The sequence below is a fragment of the Diaphorobacter oryzae DSM 22780 genome (genome assembly GCF_059568935.1).
The window spans coordinates 687,342-704,035 of the sequence record NZ_JCANUL010000001.1 but is presented as its reverse complement, the minus strand read 5'-3'; the positions used below and the strand labels follow the sequence as shown (position 1 = coordinate 704,035).

At 67.5% G+C, this 16,694-nt stretch carries 11 protein-coding genes and 2 tRNA genes; 8 read left to right on the top strand and 5 right to left on the bottom strand.

Going from position 1 to position 16,694, the window contains the following annotated elements; translation table 11 throughout:
* Positions 1-10 precede the first annotated feature (10 nt).
* The 5 genes from BP68_RS03215 to BP68_RS03195 all read left to right on the top strand — a co-directional run bounded on the left by BP68_RS03215 (position 11) and on the right by BP68_RS03195 (position 6,464).
* Positions 11-1,639, top strand: coding sequence for a hypothetical protein (locus tag BP68_RS03215; RefSeq protein WP_496369008.1), 1,629 nt, complete (start codon positions 11-13; stop codon positions 1,637-1,639).
* Positions 1,633-2,487, top strand: coding sequence for a DNA adenine methylase (locus tag BP68_RS03210; protein WP_496369006.1), 855 nt, complete (start codon positions 1,633-1,635; stop codon positions 2,485-2,487). Before BP68_RS03215 ends, BP68_RS03210 begins: the two co-directional genes overlap by 7 nt.
* 630 nt (positions 2,488-3,117) lie before the next feature.
* On the top strand, positions 3,118-4,164 hold the full coding sequence (locus tag BP68_RS03205) for a tyrosine-type recombinase/integrase (RefSeq protein WP_496369004.1): 1,047 nt from the start codon (positions 3,118-3,120) through the stop codon (positions 4,162-4,164).
* A gap of 267 nt (positions 4,165-4,431) precedes the next feature.
* The gene (locus BP68_RS03200) at positions 4,432-4,899 is read left to right on the top strand and encodes a hypothetical protein (RefSeq protein ID WP_496369002.1); all 468 of its coding nucleotides are present in this window, start codon (positions 4,432-4,434) and stop codon (positions 4,897-4,899) included.
* Entirely contained in the window at positions 4,896-6,464 is a 1,569-nt protein-coding gene (locus BP68_RS03195; protein WP_496369072.1) for a recombinase family protein, read from the top strand. The genes BP68_RS03200 and BP68_RS03195 overlap by 4 nt, the downstream gene beginning before the upstream one ends.
* Here the strand turns inward: BP68_RS03195 and BP68_RS03190 are convergent.
* The 3 genes from BP68_RS03190 to BP68_RS03180 all read right to left on the bottom strand — a co-directional run bounded on the left by BP68_RS03190 (position 6,423) and on the right by BP68_RS03180 (position 7,122).
* Positions 6,423-6,498: transfer RNA gene (locus BP68_RS03190), tRNA-Asn, on the bottom strand. The two genes, BP68_RS03195 and BP68_RS03190, sit on opposite strands and share 42 nt — an antisense overlap.
* A 51-nt stretch (positions 6,499-6,549) precedes the next feature.
* Positions 6,550-6,625 (bottom strand) — tRNA-Asn (locus tag BP68_RS03185).
* 80 nt (positions 6,626-6,705) lie between these two features.
* Positions 6,706-7,122 carry a YbaN family protein gene (locus tag BP68_RS03180; protein ID WP_496369000.1) on the bottom strand — a complete coding sequence of 139 codons (417 nt, stop codon included), beginning with the start codon at positions 7,120-7,122 and terminating at the stop codon, positions 6,706-6,708.
* A gap of 103 nt (positions 7,123-7,225) precedes the next feature.
* Between BP68_RS03180 and def the strand changes: the two genes are divergently transcribed.
* On the top strand, positions 7,226-7,765 hold the full coding sequence (def, locus tag BP68_RS03175) for a peptide deformylase (RefSeq protein WP_496368998.1): 540 nt from the start codon (positions 7,226-7,228) through the stop codon (positions 7,763-7,765).
* 58 nt (positions 7,766-7,823) lie between these two features.
* Here the strand turns inward: def and BP68_RS03170 are convergent, their stop codons facing one another.
* Together BP68_RS03170 and map are read right to left on the bottom strand one after the other, a co-directional pair.
* Positions 7,824-10,472, bottom strand: coding sequence for a [protein-PII] uridylyltransferase (locus BP68_RS03170; RefSeq protein WP_496368996.1), 2,649 nt, complete (start codon positions 10,470-10,472; stop codon positions 7,824-7,826).
* 55 nt (positions 10,473-10,527) lie between these two features.
* On the bottom strand, positions 10,528-11,346 hold the full coding sequence (gene map, locus BP68_RS03165; protein ID WP_496368994.1) for a type I methionyl aminopeptidase: 819 nt from the start codon (positions 11,344-11,346) through the stop codon (positions 10,528-10,530).
* A gap of 187 nt (positions 11,347-11,533) precedes the next feature.
* Here map and purL point away from each other — a divergent pair, with 187 nt between their 5' ends.
* Together purL and BP68_RS03155 are read left to right on the top strand one after the other, a co-directional pair.
* Positions 11,534-15,553, top strand: a complete 4,020-nt coding sequence (gene purL, locus BP68_RS03160) for a phosphoribosylformylglycinamidine synthase (protein WP_496368992.1) — start codon at positions 11,534-11,536, stop codon at positions 15,551-15,553.
* 124 nt (positions 15,554-15,677) lie between these two features.
* Positions 15,678-16,667, top strand: coding sequence for a DUF808 domain-containing protein (locus BP68_RS03155; RefSeq protein ID WP_496368990.1), 990 nt, complete (start codon positions 15,678-15,680; stop codon positions 16,665-16,667).
* The last annotated feature ends 27 nt before the right edge of the window (positions 16,668-16,694 follow it).

The following is a 16,694-nucleotide window of genomic DNA, read 5'->3' as shown; positions in this document are numbered from 1 at the left end:
AAATAACACCATGCTCAAGCAACTGTCATCCCTGCCATCCGCCGCGGCGGCGCGGCTGGGCACCATGTGGCGGGAGTTCTGGCCCGCGGCCAACCGGCTGACGGGCGAGACCGGCGCGCGCCTGGCGTCCGACAAGGCCATGGAACGCATGTACCGCACCATGTGGCTGGATACCGACCGGCGCGCCATGGTGCACACCATCCGCGACATGGACCGGCGCGACGGCCGCGTGAAGGCCATCCACCGCAAGCTGGCGGGCGACTGCATTCGCGGCGGCCTGGTGCTGCAGGTGAACGAGCAGGCCAGCAGTGAAACCCTCAAGCGCGAGTGGAGCGCCCTCAAGGGCCGCATGCAGCTGGACGTGGCCGAGAAGCTGCGCAGCGACGCGCGCGGCTTCGTGATGGAGGGCAATCTGCCCCTGCAGCTGGTGCTGAACGAGCGGCTGGACGTGGTGGCCGGCATCCGCATGCCCAGCGACACTATCGTGCCGCTCACGGACAGCGGCGGGCGCTTCGTCAACCCGGCCAAGGCCTGGGAGCAGCGCGACGTGATGACCGGCACGCCCCTGGCGAGCTGGGCGGCCTACCAGATGGCCTTTGCACGGCTGGACCCGGACAACTTCGATGACCTGGGCAGCATGGGCCGCCCGTTCCTCGACGCCTGCGCCACGGTGTGGAAGAAGCTGATGATGACCGAGGAGGACCTGGTGATCCGGCGCCGCCAGCGCGCGCCGCTGCGGCTGGCGCACGTGCTGGAGGGAGCGCAGAAGGACGAGCTGGAAGCCTACCGCCTGACCGTGGAGGGCGAGAAGCACCAGATCAGCACCGACTTCTACCTGAACCGCAAGGGCGGAGTGCAGGCCGTGCAGGGCGACGCCACCCTGGGAGACATTGGCGACGTGGCGCACCTGCTGGATTCGTTCTACGCCGGCAGTCCCGCGCCCAAGGGCCTGTTTGGCTACACCGATGGCATGGCGCGCGACATTCTGGAAGACCTCAAGCGCAGCTACTACGACGAGGTGGACAGCCTGCAGGACGCCATGGCCGCAGCCTACGCAATGGCCTTTCGCATCCACCTGCTTTTCAAGGGGATTGACCCCGGGCCCGACGAGTTCACCCTGCGCTACGCCCAGCGCCGCACCGAGACGCCCAACCAGGTGGCCGACCTGGCGCTGAAGTACATGGCCCTGGGCCTGCCCGACGACATGGTGTTCTCGGACATGGGCCTGGATGCGGACTACGTGCGCTCCAAGCGCATCGAGCAGGCCGAGCGCAACGACCCCTACCCGTTCGCCTTCAGCCAGATCGATGAGGCGCAGGTGCTGTGCGTGCGCACGTCGCACGTGATGGCGCACATGAGCTCGACGCCGACGCTGCGCGAGTTCTGGGACGGCCTGCCGGTCAAGAGCGATCGGGTCTACAAAAAGATGCTGGCCGAGGCGGACGTGCTGATGGTGGACGGCAACGACCAGCCGCTGGCCGTGGAGCGCGTGGTGGGCAGCACACGGGTGTCGAACATGGTGGCCCTGTCGCTGTCGGCCCTGGAGCAGTACGGGCTGCATGCGGTGGTGCCCAAGGGGCCGACCGAGACGATGGAGCCGGATGACGGGTTTGGCAATGGGGGGGGAAAGCCATGGTGACCCGGCCGGCGCTTCGCTATCACGGCGGGAAGTTCAGGCTGGCGCCGTGGCTGCTGCAGTTCTTTCCGCCGCATCGCATCTACACCGAGGCTTTCGGTGGCGCGGCAGGCGTGCTGCTCCAGAAGCCTCGCAGCCATGGAGAGGTTTACAACGACCTGGATGGCGAGGTCGTGGCTTTCTTCCGCTGTCTGCAGCAGCCGGAACTGCGCGATCGCCTGGTGCAGGCCGTCACGCTCACGCCCTATGCCCGCGCTGAGTTCGACCTGGCCTGGGAGCCCACAGACGACCTGGTGGAGAGAGCGCGGCGCACGGTGATCCGGGCGCAAATGGGCTTTGGTTCCGCTGGCGCCACGAAGGGCGCAACAGGCTTTCGAGTGGACACGATGAGGCAGTATGCGACCGCTCAGATGGACTGGGCAGCTTACCCGCCGGTTCTGTTGGCCGCGGCGGAACGGTTTCAGGCGGTGCTGATCGAGAACAGACCGGCGCTGGACGTGCTGCGGCAGCACGATAGTGCGGAATCGCTGCACTTTGTAGACCCGCCCTATGTGCACAGCACGCGCAATCTACGCAACGTCAAGAGCTGCTACCGGCATGAGATGAGCGATGCCGACCATCGCGAACTGCTGCAGGCCCTGCAGGCCTTGCAGGGGATGGTGGTGTTGTCGGGCTACGACTCGGGCCTGTATGCCGAAGCCTTGCCGGGGTGGTGCGCATACCGCACTCAGGCGCGGATCTCTGCCGGCCGCGGAACCGGCATCCGTACCGAGGTGGTGTGGTTGAACGGGGCATGCCAGCGCGCGCTGGCCAGCGCCGCAGGCGGCCTGTTCGCGGAGCACCTGCCATGAGCTGCCCCGCCTTTTTCCAGAGCCTTCCGCGCCGCCAGGCGCGCCCTATGCGCGGCGTAGCCGCTGGCCAGGATTCATGCGCGCCGCGCATCGCCGCACCCTTCGCCCCCCGCACCCCCCAGCGCAAGAGGCGCCGCCGACTGTCGGGGGAAACCCTTGGAGCAAGGGGGGCCGGGCATAGGTTTTCTCAATGCCGGGGTACAGGGAGAGTCGCAAAAACCCGTGGATGGGGTTCTTTTTGGGCCTGCATTCCGCATGGCTGTAAGGCTGGCGCCCGATTTGGACTTGTGGATTCCCCACAGGTCGCGGCGTTTTATCCACGGGTCTGGCCTTTTTCCCCATATGTGGCTTTTCGCGGCGCGAGGCCCTTTTTCTTCTTTTCTTCTTCTTTTTTAGAGGAGAGAGAGAGGAAGAGAGGGGCGGCGGGCGGAAAAGCGCCATCCACAGGTCTGGAAACCTGTAACTGGAAGTGTCCACAGGTTGAGGTGGCCATCCACGGGTTTTTCGTGGCTGTCTTTTTGAGCGGAATCGTTGTCTGGCGCGGGTTTGCGGGCGGTGGGCGTGGCTATCCACGGCCCACGGCGGGAAATGCCTGTGTACCCCCCTGCGCCGGGCTGTTGGGAGGGAAGCATGGCGCGTAGAGGCTGGACGGACGAACTGTTGATTGATGCGTGGATGGAATATTTGCGCCTGAACCGGGCGCGCAGCGTGCGCACGATCGAGGCCTACCGGCTGGCGCTGGAGCGGCTGCGCGAGTTCGCCGCGGGCGCCGGCGGCGGCGGGGTGGAGTCGATCACGGAGCTGGACGGGGGTGCGCTGGAGGTGTTCTGCGGGATCTGGCTGCACCGCAAGGGTGTGGTGGCGCGCAGCCGCAAGCCGTACATCTCGGCGGTGCGGGGGTTCTTTCTGTGGTGCCGTGAGCGGGGCCACATCGATGCGAACGCGGCCCAGGCCCTGGCGCACCCGCGCACGGGCCGCCGCCTGCCCCAGGTCATCAGCCTGGCCAATGCCGAGCGGCTGATGAATGCGCCGGACCTCGGCACGTTCAAGGGAATCCGGGACTCGGCCATCCTGCACCTGCTGGTGGGCACAGGCCTGCGTGTGTCGGGGCTTGTGGCGCTGAACGAAGGGGACTTGCACCGTGACGTGATCGGCGGGCGGTCACGCATGTTCCTGCGCGTGGTGGAGAAGGGCGACAAGGAACGCCTGGTGCCGCTGCCGCGCGAGGCCGAGTCCATCCTGCTGGTGTACCTGGGGCATGAGGAACTGGCCGATATCGACCGCGACACGCTGGATCGCCACGGCCGTGCCGACAAGGTGCTGTTCGTCAACACGCGCAACACGACGGTGATCGAGCACGAGCACCGCGGCGAAGAGCGCCGGCTGTCGCGCCAGTCGGTGCATGACCTGGTGCAGACCTATGGCCTGAAGCTGGGCATCCCGGCCGGGCATCTGCATCCCCACGCCATGCGCCACCTGTACGGCACCGAGCTGACCGAGGAGGACGTGCCGACCCTGACGGTGCAGAGCCTCATGGGCCATGCCGACCCCAAGACCACCGCGATCTACACGGAGTTGAGCATCCGCAAGAAGGTGCGCGTGGTGGACGCCAACGGTCCGCTGGCCAAGATCCGTACGCCCGTGAGCGAAATGCTCAAGCGCCTGCCGCAGTCCTGATTTTCCCGACCTCCAAATTTCTCCACGGTATGAAGAGCCCAAGCCATATGCCCTTTCAACCCGCATGTCTACACAAACGCGAGTGGGTCAACCTCCGGCATGCCGAAAACCGGCGTCGCTGCGTGGTCTCGCGCCCCGCCGCAACTCGCCCTCGGAGCGGCCTAACTCGCCACGGCCTGCCGCTGCGCACTCTGTCGAACCTCGCAGTGAACGGGGTATGTCTCCCTCTGAACGATGGAGGCCGCGATGCATGAAAGGCGCAGTGGAATGAATGCAGGCGCGCAGTTGGACTGGGTGGAGCAGGCGACCGGGCAGGGGGTGGGGGCCCGGCAGGGCGGCGAAGCCGCACGCCCAGGGGGGGGGGGGTACCTGGATGAATGCACCCCGGCTCAACTTTGGGAAAAGGCCCGATTCCGCGAATTGGTCGACATGGGCCTGCCCCAGGTGTGGCTGGAGATCGCGCACGATCTGGGCTACGAGACGTTCATGCGCCTGTGGCGGCGGCTGGACGCGGTGATGGAGATGCGGTCCGACAACAACTCCATGATCGAGGTGAAGCTGCGGCGCTTCGGCTCGTTCCAGCGCTACCAGCGCAACCGCTTCATTGAGACGCTGGCGGACATGGGCCTGGGCAACCAGGCGATCCGCGAGCGTGTCAAGAGGGACTTGGGTGAAGAACTGAGCGAATCTCACATTCTTCGTTTGGCCGGCCGCCGTAGAGTCAGGGCATCATGAAGCGCGCCATCATTTACGCCCGCGTCAGCTCCAAGCGGCAGGCAGACGACGGCCTGCCGCTCGAGAGCCAGATCGACCACTGCCGCTCCAAGGCCGAGGCCTTGGGCGCCATCGTGTCGAAGGTGTTTGTGGACGGGGGCAAGACAGGCCGCACCGACCTGCGGGCGGCATTCCAAGACGCGCTGAACTACTGCGCGGTGATGGACGTGGACTACTTCATCACCTGGTCCTCCAGCCGCTTCGCGCGCAACCACCTCGACGCGGGCAAATACAAAGCCATGCTGGCGCGCTACGGCACGCGGCTGACGTATTCCAGTTCAGAGGTGGACATTCGCACCGACGACGGCTGGTTCGTGGATGCGATCAGCGCCGTCATCGATGAACGCTACTCGCGCCAGGTGTCCACCGATACCCGGCGCTCCATGCTCAAGGCGGCGCGGGATGGGTTCTTTCTGGGCGGCCGGGTGCCGTTCGGCTACGTGTCGGTGCCCGATGGCAAGCGCAAGCGCCTGGCCATCCACCCCACCGAGGGAACGGTGGTGAAAACCATCTTCGGCATGTCCCTGCAGGGCAGCGGCACCAAGCTGATCGCCATGCAACTCAACGCGCAGGGGCTGACCATGCGCGGGCGGCCATGGGCGAAGAACACCGTGAACTTCATCCTGAAAAACGAGGTGTACGCCGGCCTGATCGTGTTCAACCGCCGCAGCGCCCGCGTGCTGAACCCAGAGGCCGACTGGGTGAAAGTGCCCAGCCACCCCGCCATCGTGACGAACGAGGAATTCGAGAGGGTCAACGCCATGCTTGAAAACAGACAGCCGGTCAACGCCGGAGGATCCACGCGCAGCAACTTCGCCTTCACCGGGCTGCTCAAGTGCGGGCGGTGCGGAGCCAGCCTGCAGACCTGCAGCGGCAGCGGCCGCAGCCAGGTCTACTACTACTTCGGGTGCCGGGCCTCGCTCACCGGAAAGAACCGCTGCGAGCTGCCGCGCTTTCGGGCTGACCACTTCGAGGAATGGATGCTGGCGCAGCTGCTGGACCAGGTGATGACCCCCGAGCGCATCGAGGGCGTGATCCGCGAGGCCTACGCCCACCGCCGCGACTGGGTTCAGGAGCGCACCCAGCGCCGCGCCGTGATCGTGAAGGATCTGCGCTCGCTGGAGCGGTCGCGCTCCAAACTGTTCTCCATCCTCGAGGAACACGGGAAGGAGACACCGAACCTCCCTGATCTGACCAGCCGGCTGCGCGATCTGAACGCGAACATCAAGCTGCTGGAGAAGGCCCTGACGGATCTGGAAAACGAGGAATTGGCGCCGCCGGAAACTGGAGGCATCGACCCGGCCGCGGCGTCGGAAGCCTTGCGGGGCCTAGTGATGGAGTGTGATGACCCGAGGAAACTGCGCGAGTTCGTGGGTTCGTTCGTGAAGGAAATAACGGTGGGCGACGTGGAGGTCCTGGTGGACTATCACCCGGAATGCCTGGTGCAGTTGGACAACCGCACCAGGATTCGCAGTGCCGAGAATTGGCTCCTCAACCTGGGCTCGAACCAGGGACCTACGGATTAACAGTCCGGCGCTCTACCGACTGAGCTATTGAGGAATGTTCGGTATTTTTGCTGTGGATCTTGTGCGATTGCAAGACCTGAAATGGTGGCTCCTCGACCTGGGCTCGAACCAGGGACCTGCGGATTAACAGTCCGTCGCTCTACCGACTGAGCTATCGAGGAACAAGACCACGATTATATACACAAAAAACGCTCGTTTCGGCGAGACGGCGGTGCGGGCCTGCAATGGACGCCGACGGCGCTCAGCGGTGCGGCTCGGGCCGCAGCCAGAGCCAGGTGAGCACGCAGGCCATGCACAGGGATGCGCTGACCGAGGCCCAGCGCGGTATGTCCGCCACGAGCAGGACGAGCGCGCACAGGGCCATCAGGCCGCTGGCGCTCCACTTGGCATGGCGGCTCACGCGTCCGCCGTTGGCCCAGTTGCGCAGCATGGAGCCGAACAGGGGGTGGTGCCAGAGCCAGGAATACAGGCGCGGCGAACTGCGGGCCGCGGCCCAGCCGGCCAGCAGGACGAAGACGGTGCTGGGCAGGCCGGGAACGACGATGCCGATCACGCCCAGCGCCAGGAACAGCGCCGCCAGCACCAGCAGCAGCCAGCGCACCAGCGCCGGCAGGGGCGGGCGTTCGGGCACGGGCGGCAGGGGATCGGGCGCGGGCATGGCGCCCATTGTGCCCGTGCCCTGGCGGGCATTGGCGAGGGGTATGCTGCATGGTCGCAAAGGCGCCGTAGCCTTTTCGCCGCTGTTTTTGGGGATGCCCGAGATGACCATTCGCACCATTTTGAAGATGGGGGACGCGCGCCTGCTGAAGGTCGCCCAGCCCGTCACCCGCTTCGACACCGCCGAGCTGCACCGATTGGTGAGCGATATGCGCGAGACCATGGTCGCCGTGAACGGCGCCGGGCTCGCCGCGCCCCAGATCGGCGAAGACCTGCAAGTGGTGATCTTCGGTTCGGGCGAACGCAATCCGCGCTACCCGGACCGGCCCCTGGTGCCGCCCACGGTGCTCGTCAATCCGGTGATCACGGCGCTGGGCCCCGCGGAGGAAGAGGACTGGGAGGGCTGCCTGTCCGTGCCCGGCCTGCGCGGCAAGGTGCCGCGCTGGTCGCGCATCCGCTACACGGGCTTTGACCCGCTGGGCGCGCCCATCGACCGCGTGGCCGAGGGCTTTCACGCCCGCGTGGTGCAGCACGAATGCGACCACCTGATCGGCAAGTTGTACCCGATGCGGATGCGGGACTTCGCGCAGTTCGGCTACACCGAGGTGCTGTTTCCCGATATCGGACTGGTCGAAGATGAATGAGAGGCGAATTGGCCTCTAGCGCTTTTTGAATAAGCGCTAATAGCTATAAAAATAATAGCTATTGATCGGCCAGCGCCTGCAGTAGCTCGGTTTCGATCTGGATCTGGCGCGCGTTGTTCTGCAGTTCGGGGCCCTGGACCAGGAAGGTGTCTTCCACGCGCTCGCCCAGCGTGCTGACCTTGGCCAACTGCACGCTCAGGGAGTGGCGCGAGAGCACGCGCGCCACCATGTACAGCAGGCCGGCCCGGTCGCTGGCCGAGATGCTGAGGAGCCAGCGCTGGGCCTTCTCGTCCGGGCGCAGCGTGACGCGCGGCGCGATGGGGAAGCTTTTCACGCGGCGCGATACGCGCTTGCGCGCGGGCTCCGGCAGGCAGCGCGTGTCCTCGATGGCGTGCAGCAGGTCGCTTTCGACCATGTGGGTGAGTTCGCGGTAGGCGCCGGGCTGGCTGGATGCCACGACCTGGAAGGTGTCCAGCGCATAGCCGTTGGTGGCGGTGTGCACGCGCGCGTCCAGGATGGAAAAGCCCGCGCGGTCGAAGTAGCCGCAGATGCGCATGAACAGGTCGCTCTGGTCCGGCGCGTACACCAGCACCTGCAGGCCCTCACCGGCCAGCGACTGGCGCGCGCGCACCACGGTCTTGCCGGTGCCTACGTGGCGCGACAGGTGGCGGGCGTGCCAGGCGATGTCGGCCGCCTCGTGGCGCATGAAGTAGCTCACGTCCAGCGTGTCCCACAGCTTCCTGTGCGCCTCATGCGGCATGGAGTTGAGGGCCAGCAGCACCTGCGCCTCGCGCTTGCGCGCCTCGATCTCGGCGGCGGCGTCTGGCGCGCGCCCGCCCAGGGTGCGCAGCGTGGCCTGGTACAGGTCTTCCAGCAGCTTGCCCTTCCAGGCGTTCCAGACCTTGGGGGAGGTGCCGCGGATGTCGGCCACGGTGAGCAGGTACAGGGCCGTGAGGTAGCGCTCGTTGCCCACGCGCCGGGCGAACGTGGCGATCACGTCGGGGTCCGACAGGTCCTGCTTTTGCGCCACCTGGCTCATGGTGAGGTGTTCGGCGACCAGGAATTCGATGAGCCGCGCATCCTCGCGCCCGATGCCGTAGGGGGCGTGCTGGCGGCAAAAGCGCCGCACCTCCTGGGCGCCGATCTGCGAATGGTCGCCGCCGCGGCCCTTGCCGATGTCGTGGAACAGCGCTGCGATGTACAGGATCCAGGGCTTGTCCCAGCCTCCGGCCAGCTGCGAGCACGAAGGGTATTCGTGCACATGTTCGGCCATGAAGAAGCGCCGCACGTTGCGCAGCACCATGAGGATGTGCTGGTCCACCGTGTAGACGTGGAACAGGTCATGCTGCATCTGGCCCACGATGCGGCGGAAGGGCCAGAGGTAGCGCCCCAGCACCGAGGTCTGGTTCATGAGCCGCATGGCGTGCGTGATGCCCGCGGGCTGCTGCAGGATCTGCATGAACCGCGCGCGGTTCTCGGGATCGCGGCGGAACTGGCTGTCCATCACGCCGCGCGCGTTGTAGAGCGCGCGCAGCGTGCGCGCCGACAGGTCCTTGAGCCCCACCGTGGTCTCGTAGAGCAGAAAGGTCTCGAGGATGGCGTGCGGGTGCCGCTCGTACAGGTCGTCGCTGGCCACCTCGATCAGGCCGGCCTTCTCGAAGAAGCGCGGGTTGATGGGGCGCAGCTCGTGCGTGGAAGGGTTGAGCCGTTCCTCGATGCCCAGCAGCAGGATCTGGGTGAGCTGCGACACGGCCTTGGCGGCCCAGTAGTAGCGGCGCATCAGCGTCTCGCTGGCGCGCATGGCCAGGCGCTTGCCGTCCGGCGCGGTGGAGCGGTAGCCGAAAGACTCGGCAACGGCGGTCTGCAGGTCGAACACCAGCCGGTCCTCATGCCGCCCGGCGATGGCGTGCAGGCGCGCACGGATGAGAAACAGCAGGGCCTCGTTGCGCTCGATCTGCTGTACCTCGAAGGAGGTGGCCAGACCGTTGGCCGCCAGTTCGCGCCAGTTGCGCCCCAGCCCCGCGGCGCGGGCCACCCACTGGATCAGCTGCAGGTCGCGCAGGCCGCCGGGCGATTCCTTGCAGTTGGGCTCCAGCGCGTAGGGCGTGTTCTCGTACTTGGTGTGGCGCTGGCGCATCTCCAGCGTCTTGGCCAGCAAGAAGGCGCGCGGGTTCATCTGCGCGTCATAGCGCTGGCGGAACGCGTCGAACAGCGCGGCGCTGCCGCACAGCAGGCGTGCTTCGAGCAAGGCGGTCTGCACCGTGACATCGGCGGCGGCCTCGTTCAGGCATTCGCCCACCGTGCGCACGCTGGAGCCGATCTCCAGGCCCGCGTCCCAGCAGCTGCCGATGAAGGCTTCGATCGGGTTGCAGGGCGCGCCGCCGCAGTCGGCCGCCGCCATGCCATCGGGCAGCAGTACCAGCACGTCCACGTCGGAGGACGGGAACAGCTGCTCGCGCCCGTAGCCCCCCACGGCGATCAGCGCCAGCCCCTGCGGCAGCCCCGCGCGCTCCCAGAGGTGGTGCAACAGCCCGTCGGCCAGCGCGGACAGCTTGCGCAGCAGGCTGCGTATGCCGCGGGTGGATGCGCCGGGGGACTGCAGCGCGGCCAGCAGGGCCGCCTTATCCTGGCGGTAGCCGTCGCGCAGCGCGTGCAGCGGGGCCAGATCGGGTGCGGTAGCGGGCACGGGGGGCTGACGTGGATGCATGGGAGATGTTGAGCAAGAACCGTGCGTGTCGCCGCGCCCGCCGTGCGGCCGGGCCTCAGGTGGCCGTGGCCGTGACGAAGGAGGGCAGAGGAGGCGAGCCGGCGGAGAGCGTGAGCACGTCGTAGCCCGTTTCCGTGACCAGCACCGTGTGCTCCCACTGGGCCGACAGGCTGTGGTCCTTGGTGATGATGGTCCAGCCGTCCTTGCCCAGTTCCTTGATGTCGCGCCTGCCCAGGTTGAGCATGGGCTCGATGGTGAAGGTCATGCCGGGCACCAGCTCCTCGCCCGTGCCGGGGCGGCCGTAGTGCAGCACCTGGGGGTCTTCGTGGAACTTCTGGCCGATGCCGTGGCCGCAGAACTCGCGCACCACCGACAGGCCGTGGCCCTCGGCGAACTTCTGGATCGCGTGGCCGATGTCGCCCAGGCGCGCGCCGGGCCTGACCTGCTGGATGCCCAGCCACATCGATTCGAACGTGAGCGCCGACAGCCGCTTGGCGGCGATGGAGCACTCGCCGATCATGTACATGCGGCTGTTGTCGCCGTACCAGCCGTCCTGGGTGATCACCGTGACGTCCACGTTGACGATGTCGCCCTTCTTGAGGGCCTTGTCGTTCGGGATGCCATGGCACACCACATGGTTGACCGAGGTGCACAGATGGCCGGGGTAGGGCGGGTAGCCGGGGGGCTGGTAGCCGATGGTGGCGGACACGGTGCCCTGCTGCGCCATGCATTCGGCGCCGAGGCGGTCGATATCGGCGGTGGTGATGCCGGGCTTGATGTGCGGAGCGATGTAGTCCAGCACTTCGGAGGCCAGGCGGCAAGCCTCGCGCATGCCGGCAATGCCCTGGGCGTCTTTGATGGTGATGCTGCTCATGGGCGAAATTATCCCATTCGCGTTTGGCCCCTGCAGCGGCACGGCCGCGCCACCGGCGCCAACGGGCGGCGCCCGTTAAAATACCGGGTTACCACGAATACGCGCCGCAGGGCGTGGCGGCCCCATTCAGCGGCCGCCGTGCCTGGCGGCCATTGCCTCAATTTTCCCCATCACACAGGCCGCTACCGTGACCTTGCACATCACTCCGCTCGAGGGCGGCAATGCCCTCAGCACCTTCCGCGCCCAGCAGCTGCAGCCCGCCCTGGAGGCTATCCACCCCAAGATCGCAGGCATCGCGGCGCGCTTCGTGCACCTGGTGGCCAGGGACGCTGCCCCCACGCCGGCGGAGCGCGAGCGCCTGGCCGCCCTGCTAACCTATGGCGACCCCTACGCCGGCCCGGCCGATGGCGTGGCCCTCTTCGTCACGCCGCGCCTGGGCACGGTGTCGCCCTGGGCCTCCAAGGCGACCGACATCGCCCACAACTGCGGCTTGGCCGTGCGCCGCATCGAGCGCATCACCGAATACCGGATCAGCCTCAAGGGCGGACTGCTGGGCGGCAAGCCCGAGCTGTCGGCCGAACAGCTGGCGCAGGTCGCCGCGCTGCTGCATGACCGCATGACCGAGTCGGTGGTGGCCACCCGTGCCGAGGCCGAGCGCCTGTTCACCGAACTGGACGCCGAGCCCATGGCCTTCGTGGACGTGCTCGGCGGCGGCCGAGTGGCCCTGGAGGCCGCCAACAAGGCCTGGGGCCTGGCCCTGGCCGACGACGAGATCGACTACCTGGTCAACGCCTTCACCGGCCTGCAGCGCAACCCCACGGACGTGGAGCTGATGATGTTCGCCCAGGCCAACAGCGAACACTGCCGCCACAAGATCTTCAACGCCCAGTTCACCGTCGACGGCGTGGCGCAGGACAAGAGCCTGTTCGGCATGATCCGCAACACCGAGCAGGTCGCGCCCCAGCACACCATCGTGGCCTATGCCGACAATGCCTCCATCATGGAGGGCAGCGAGATTGAGCGGTTTGTAGCCAAATTCGAGTCTTTCGCAGAACAGGTGCGCGCACCCAGCTATCAAAAGACGAGCGCCACCAACCATGTTCTGATGAAGGTGGAAACGCACAACCACCCCACGGCCATCTCGCCATTCCCCGGCGCCTCGACCGGCGCGGGCGGCGAGATCCGCGACGAGGGCGCCACGGGCCGCGGCTCCAAGCCCAAGGCCGGCCTGACCGGCTTCACCGTCTCCAAGCTGTGGGGCAGTGAAATGGGCAAGCCCGAGCACATCGCCAGCCCGCTGCAGATCATGACCGAGGGCCCGCTGGGCGGCGCCGCGTTCAACAACGAGTTCGGCCGCCCCAACCTGACCGGCTACTTCCGCGAGTACGAGCAGCAGGTGGGCGACATCACCCGCGGCTACCACAAGCCCATCATGATCGCCGGCGGCCTGGGCGTGATCGACTCCGAGCAGACGAAGAAGATCCTGTTCCCCGCCGGCACGCTGCTGATCCAGCTGGGCGGCCCCGGCATGCGCATCGGCATGGGCGGCGGCGCGGCCAGCTCCATGGCCACGGGCACCAACGCGGCCGAGCTGGACTTCGACTCCGTGCAGCGCGGCAACCCCGAGATCGAGCGCCGCGCCCAGGAAGTCATCAACCACTGCTGGGCGCAGGGTGCGGGCAACCCCATCCTGGCCATCCACGACGTGGGCGCCGGGGGCCTGTCCAACGCCTTCCCCGAGCTGACCAACGACGCCGGCCGCGGCGCGCGCTTCGACCTGCGTGCCGTGCAGCTGGAGGAGTCGGGCCTGGCGCCCAAGGAAATCTGGTCCAACGAAAGCCAGGAACGCTACGTGCTGGCCATCGCGCCCGAGTCGCTGGCGCAGTTCACGGCCTTCTGCGAGCGCGAGCGCTGCCCGTTCGCCGTGATCGGCACGGCCACCGAGGAGCGCCAGCTGGTGCTGGAAGACACGGCCGTGGAGTCCGGCGACCAGAAGTTCCCGGTGGACATGCCCATGAACGTGCTGCTGGGCAAGCCGCCCAAGATGCACCGCGACGTCACCAGCGTGCAGCGCAGCTTCGCGCCCCTGAACGTGGACGGCCTGCCGCTGGAGAAGGCCGTGATCGAGGTGCTGGCTCACCCTACGGTGGCTTCCAAGCGCTTCCTGATCACCATCGGCGACCGCACCGTGGGCGGCCTGACCCACCGCGACCAGATGGTCGGCCCCTGGCAGGTGCCCGTGGCCGACGTGGCCGTGACCCTGGCCGACTTCCGTGGTTTCGCCGGCGAGGCCATGGCCATGGGCGAGCGCACGCCGCTGGCGGCCATCAATGCGCCCGCCTCGGGCCGCATGGCCGTGGCCGAGGCCATCACCAACCTGCTGGCTGCGCCCATCGCGCTGCCGCGCGTGAAGCTGTCGGCCAACTGGATGGCCGCCTGCGGCGAGCCCGGCGAGGACGCCGCCCTGTACGAGACCGTCAAGGCCGTGGGCATGGAGCTGTGCCCGGCGCTCAACATCTCCATTCCCGTGGGCAAGGACAGCCTGTCCATGCGCACGCAGTGGAGCGAGGGCGGCCAGACCCAGAAGGTGACCTCGCCCGTCAGCCTGATCATCACGGGCTTTGCCACGCTGGCCGACGTGCGCGGCACGCTCACGCCCCAGCTTGACGCCAAGGAAGAAGACACCACCCTGGTGCTGATCGACCTGGGCCGCGGCAAGATGCGCATGGGTGGCTCCATCCTGGGGCAGGTGCTGAACCAGAGCGGCGACGAGACACCCGACCTGGACGACGCCAAGGACCTCATCGCGCTGGTCGATGCCGTGAACGCGCTGCGCGCCCAAGGCCAGATCCTGGCCTACCACGACAAGGGCGACGGCGGCCTGCTGGCCACCGTGGCCGAGATGGCCTTCGCGGGCCAGGTGGGCGTGGCGCTCAACGTGGACATGCTCATCACCGAAGGCGACGGCATCAGCGACAGCCGCATGGACAGCGGCGACAGCAAGAACTGGGCGCAGCAGGTCAGCGGCCGCCGCGACGAGCTGACGCTGCGCGCGCTGTTCAACGAAGAGCTGGGCGTGGTGCTGCAGGTCAAGACCAGCGAGCGCAACCAGGTCATGCAGACCCTGCGCGAGCATGGCCTGGCCACCTGCAGCCATTTCGTGGGCAAGACGCGCCCTGCGTCCAGCGGCATCGACGCGGGCAAGGGCGAGCTGCAGGTCTGGCGCGACGCCAAGGCCGTGTTCAGCGCCTCCCTGTCCGACCTGCACCAGGTCTGGGACGCGGTGAGCTGGAAGATCTGCCAGCAGCGCGACAACCCGGCCTGCGCCGACAGCGAGCACGCGGTGGCCGGCGACCCGGCCAACCCCGGCATGCATGTGCACCTCACGTTCGACCCGCAGCAGAATGTGGCGGCACCGTTCCTGCACCTGGCCAGACCCCGCGTGGCCGTGCTGCGCGAGCAGGGCGTGAACTCGCATGTGGAGATGGCCTACGCCTTCACCGAGGCGGGCTTCGAGGCCTACGACGTGCACATGACCGATCTGCAGACCGGCCGCGCCAACCTGGCCGACTTCAAGGGCGTGGTGGCCTGCGGCGGCTTCAGCTACGGCGACACGCTGGGCGCCGGCATCGGCTGGGCGCGCTCCATCACCTTCAACGAGCGCCTGTCCGAGCAGTTCCAGCAGTTTTTCGGCCGCGCCGACACCTTCGGCCTGGGCGTGTGCAACGGCTGCCAGATGTTTGCCGAACTGGCTGACATCATCCCCGGTGCGCAGGACTGGCCGCGTTTCACCACCAACCAGAGCCACCGCTTCGAGGCGCGCCTGTCCATGGTGGAGGTGCTGGAATCGCCCAGCCTGTTCCTGCAGGGCATGGCCGGCAGCCGGCTGCCCATCGCCGTGGCGCACGGCGAGGGCTATGCCAACTTCCAGTACCGCGGCAACGCGGACCGGGCGATCGCCGCCATGCGCTACGTGGACAACCACGGCCAGGCCACCGAGCAGTACCCGTTCAACCCCAACGGCAGCGCTGGCGGGCTGACGGCCGTGACCACGGCGGACGGCCGCTTTACGGCCATGATGCCGCACCCCGAACGCGTGTTCCGCAACATCCAGATGAGCTGGACCGACCTGGCCGCGACCGGCGGCCGGGACGCGCTCAGCCCCTGGGCGCGTGTGTGGCGCAACGCGCGCAAGTGGTTGGGCTGAACTGCCTGGACCGGCCGGGAGGGGCTCCTCCCGGCTATGAAAAACATAGCTCCCAGCGCTTGACAGACAAGCGCTGGGAGCTTTTTTTATTCATAATGCGCGACCACCATTCACGGAGTGATTCATGGCCGGCGCCAGCCTTCTGACCCTGCTCGACGACATTGCCACCATCCTGGACGACGTGGCCCTCATGACCAAGGTGGCCGCCAAGAAGAGCGCGGCCATGGCCGACGACGTATCGGTCATGACCAAGGTGGCGGCGCAGAAGACGGCCGGGGTGCTGGGTGACGACCTGGCGCTCAACGCGCAGCAGGTCACGGGCGTGCGGGCCGAACGCGAGATTCCCGTGGTGTGGGCCGTGGCCAAGGGCTCGGTGGTGAACAAGGCCATCCTGGTGCCCGCGGCGCTGCTCATCAGCGCGTTCGCGCCCTGGGCGGTGACGCCGCTGCTCATGGTGGGGGGCGCGTTCCTGTGCTTCGAGGGCTGCGAGAAGCTGGCGCACAAGTTCCTGCACTCGCCCGAGGAGGACGCGGCGGACCATGCGCGCCATGCCCAGGCCAACGCCGATCCGAGCGTGGACCTGGCGGCCCTGGAAAAGGACAAGATCAAGGGCGCGGTGCGCACCGACTTCATCCTGTCGGCCGAGATCATCGCCATCACGCTGGGTGCGGTGGCGGGCGCGCCGTTCGTGCAGCAGGTCGCCGTGCTCGTGGGCATCGCCGCGCTCATGACGGTGGGCGTCTACGGCCTGGTGGCGGGCATCGTCAAGCTCGACGACCTGGGCCTGTGGCTCAGCGGCAAGGCGAGCCGCGCCGCGCAGGCGCTGGGGCGCGGCATCGTGGCGGCGGCGCCCTGGCTCATGAAGAAGCTGTCGGTGGTGGGCACGGCCGCCATGTTCCTCGTGGGCGGCGGCATCCTGGTGCACGGCGTGCCGGTGCTGCACCACGCAATCGAAGGCGTGGGCGCGGCCATGGCGGGCTGGCCCCTGGCCGGCCTGTGGGCGGCGGTCGCCACCAACGCGCTCAACGCGGTGGTGGGGCTGGCGGCCGGCGCCGCCGTGCTGGCGGCATGGATGCTGGTGGGGCGCCTGCGCGGCGGTTCCGCGTCCCATTGAGCCGTGTTCCAAGAAGATGACGGTGTG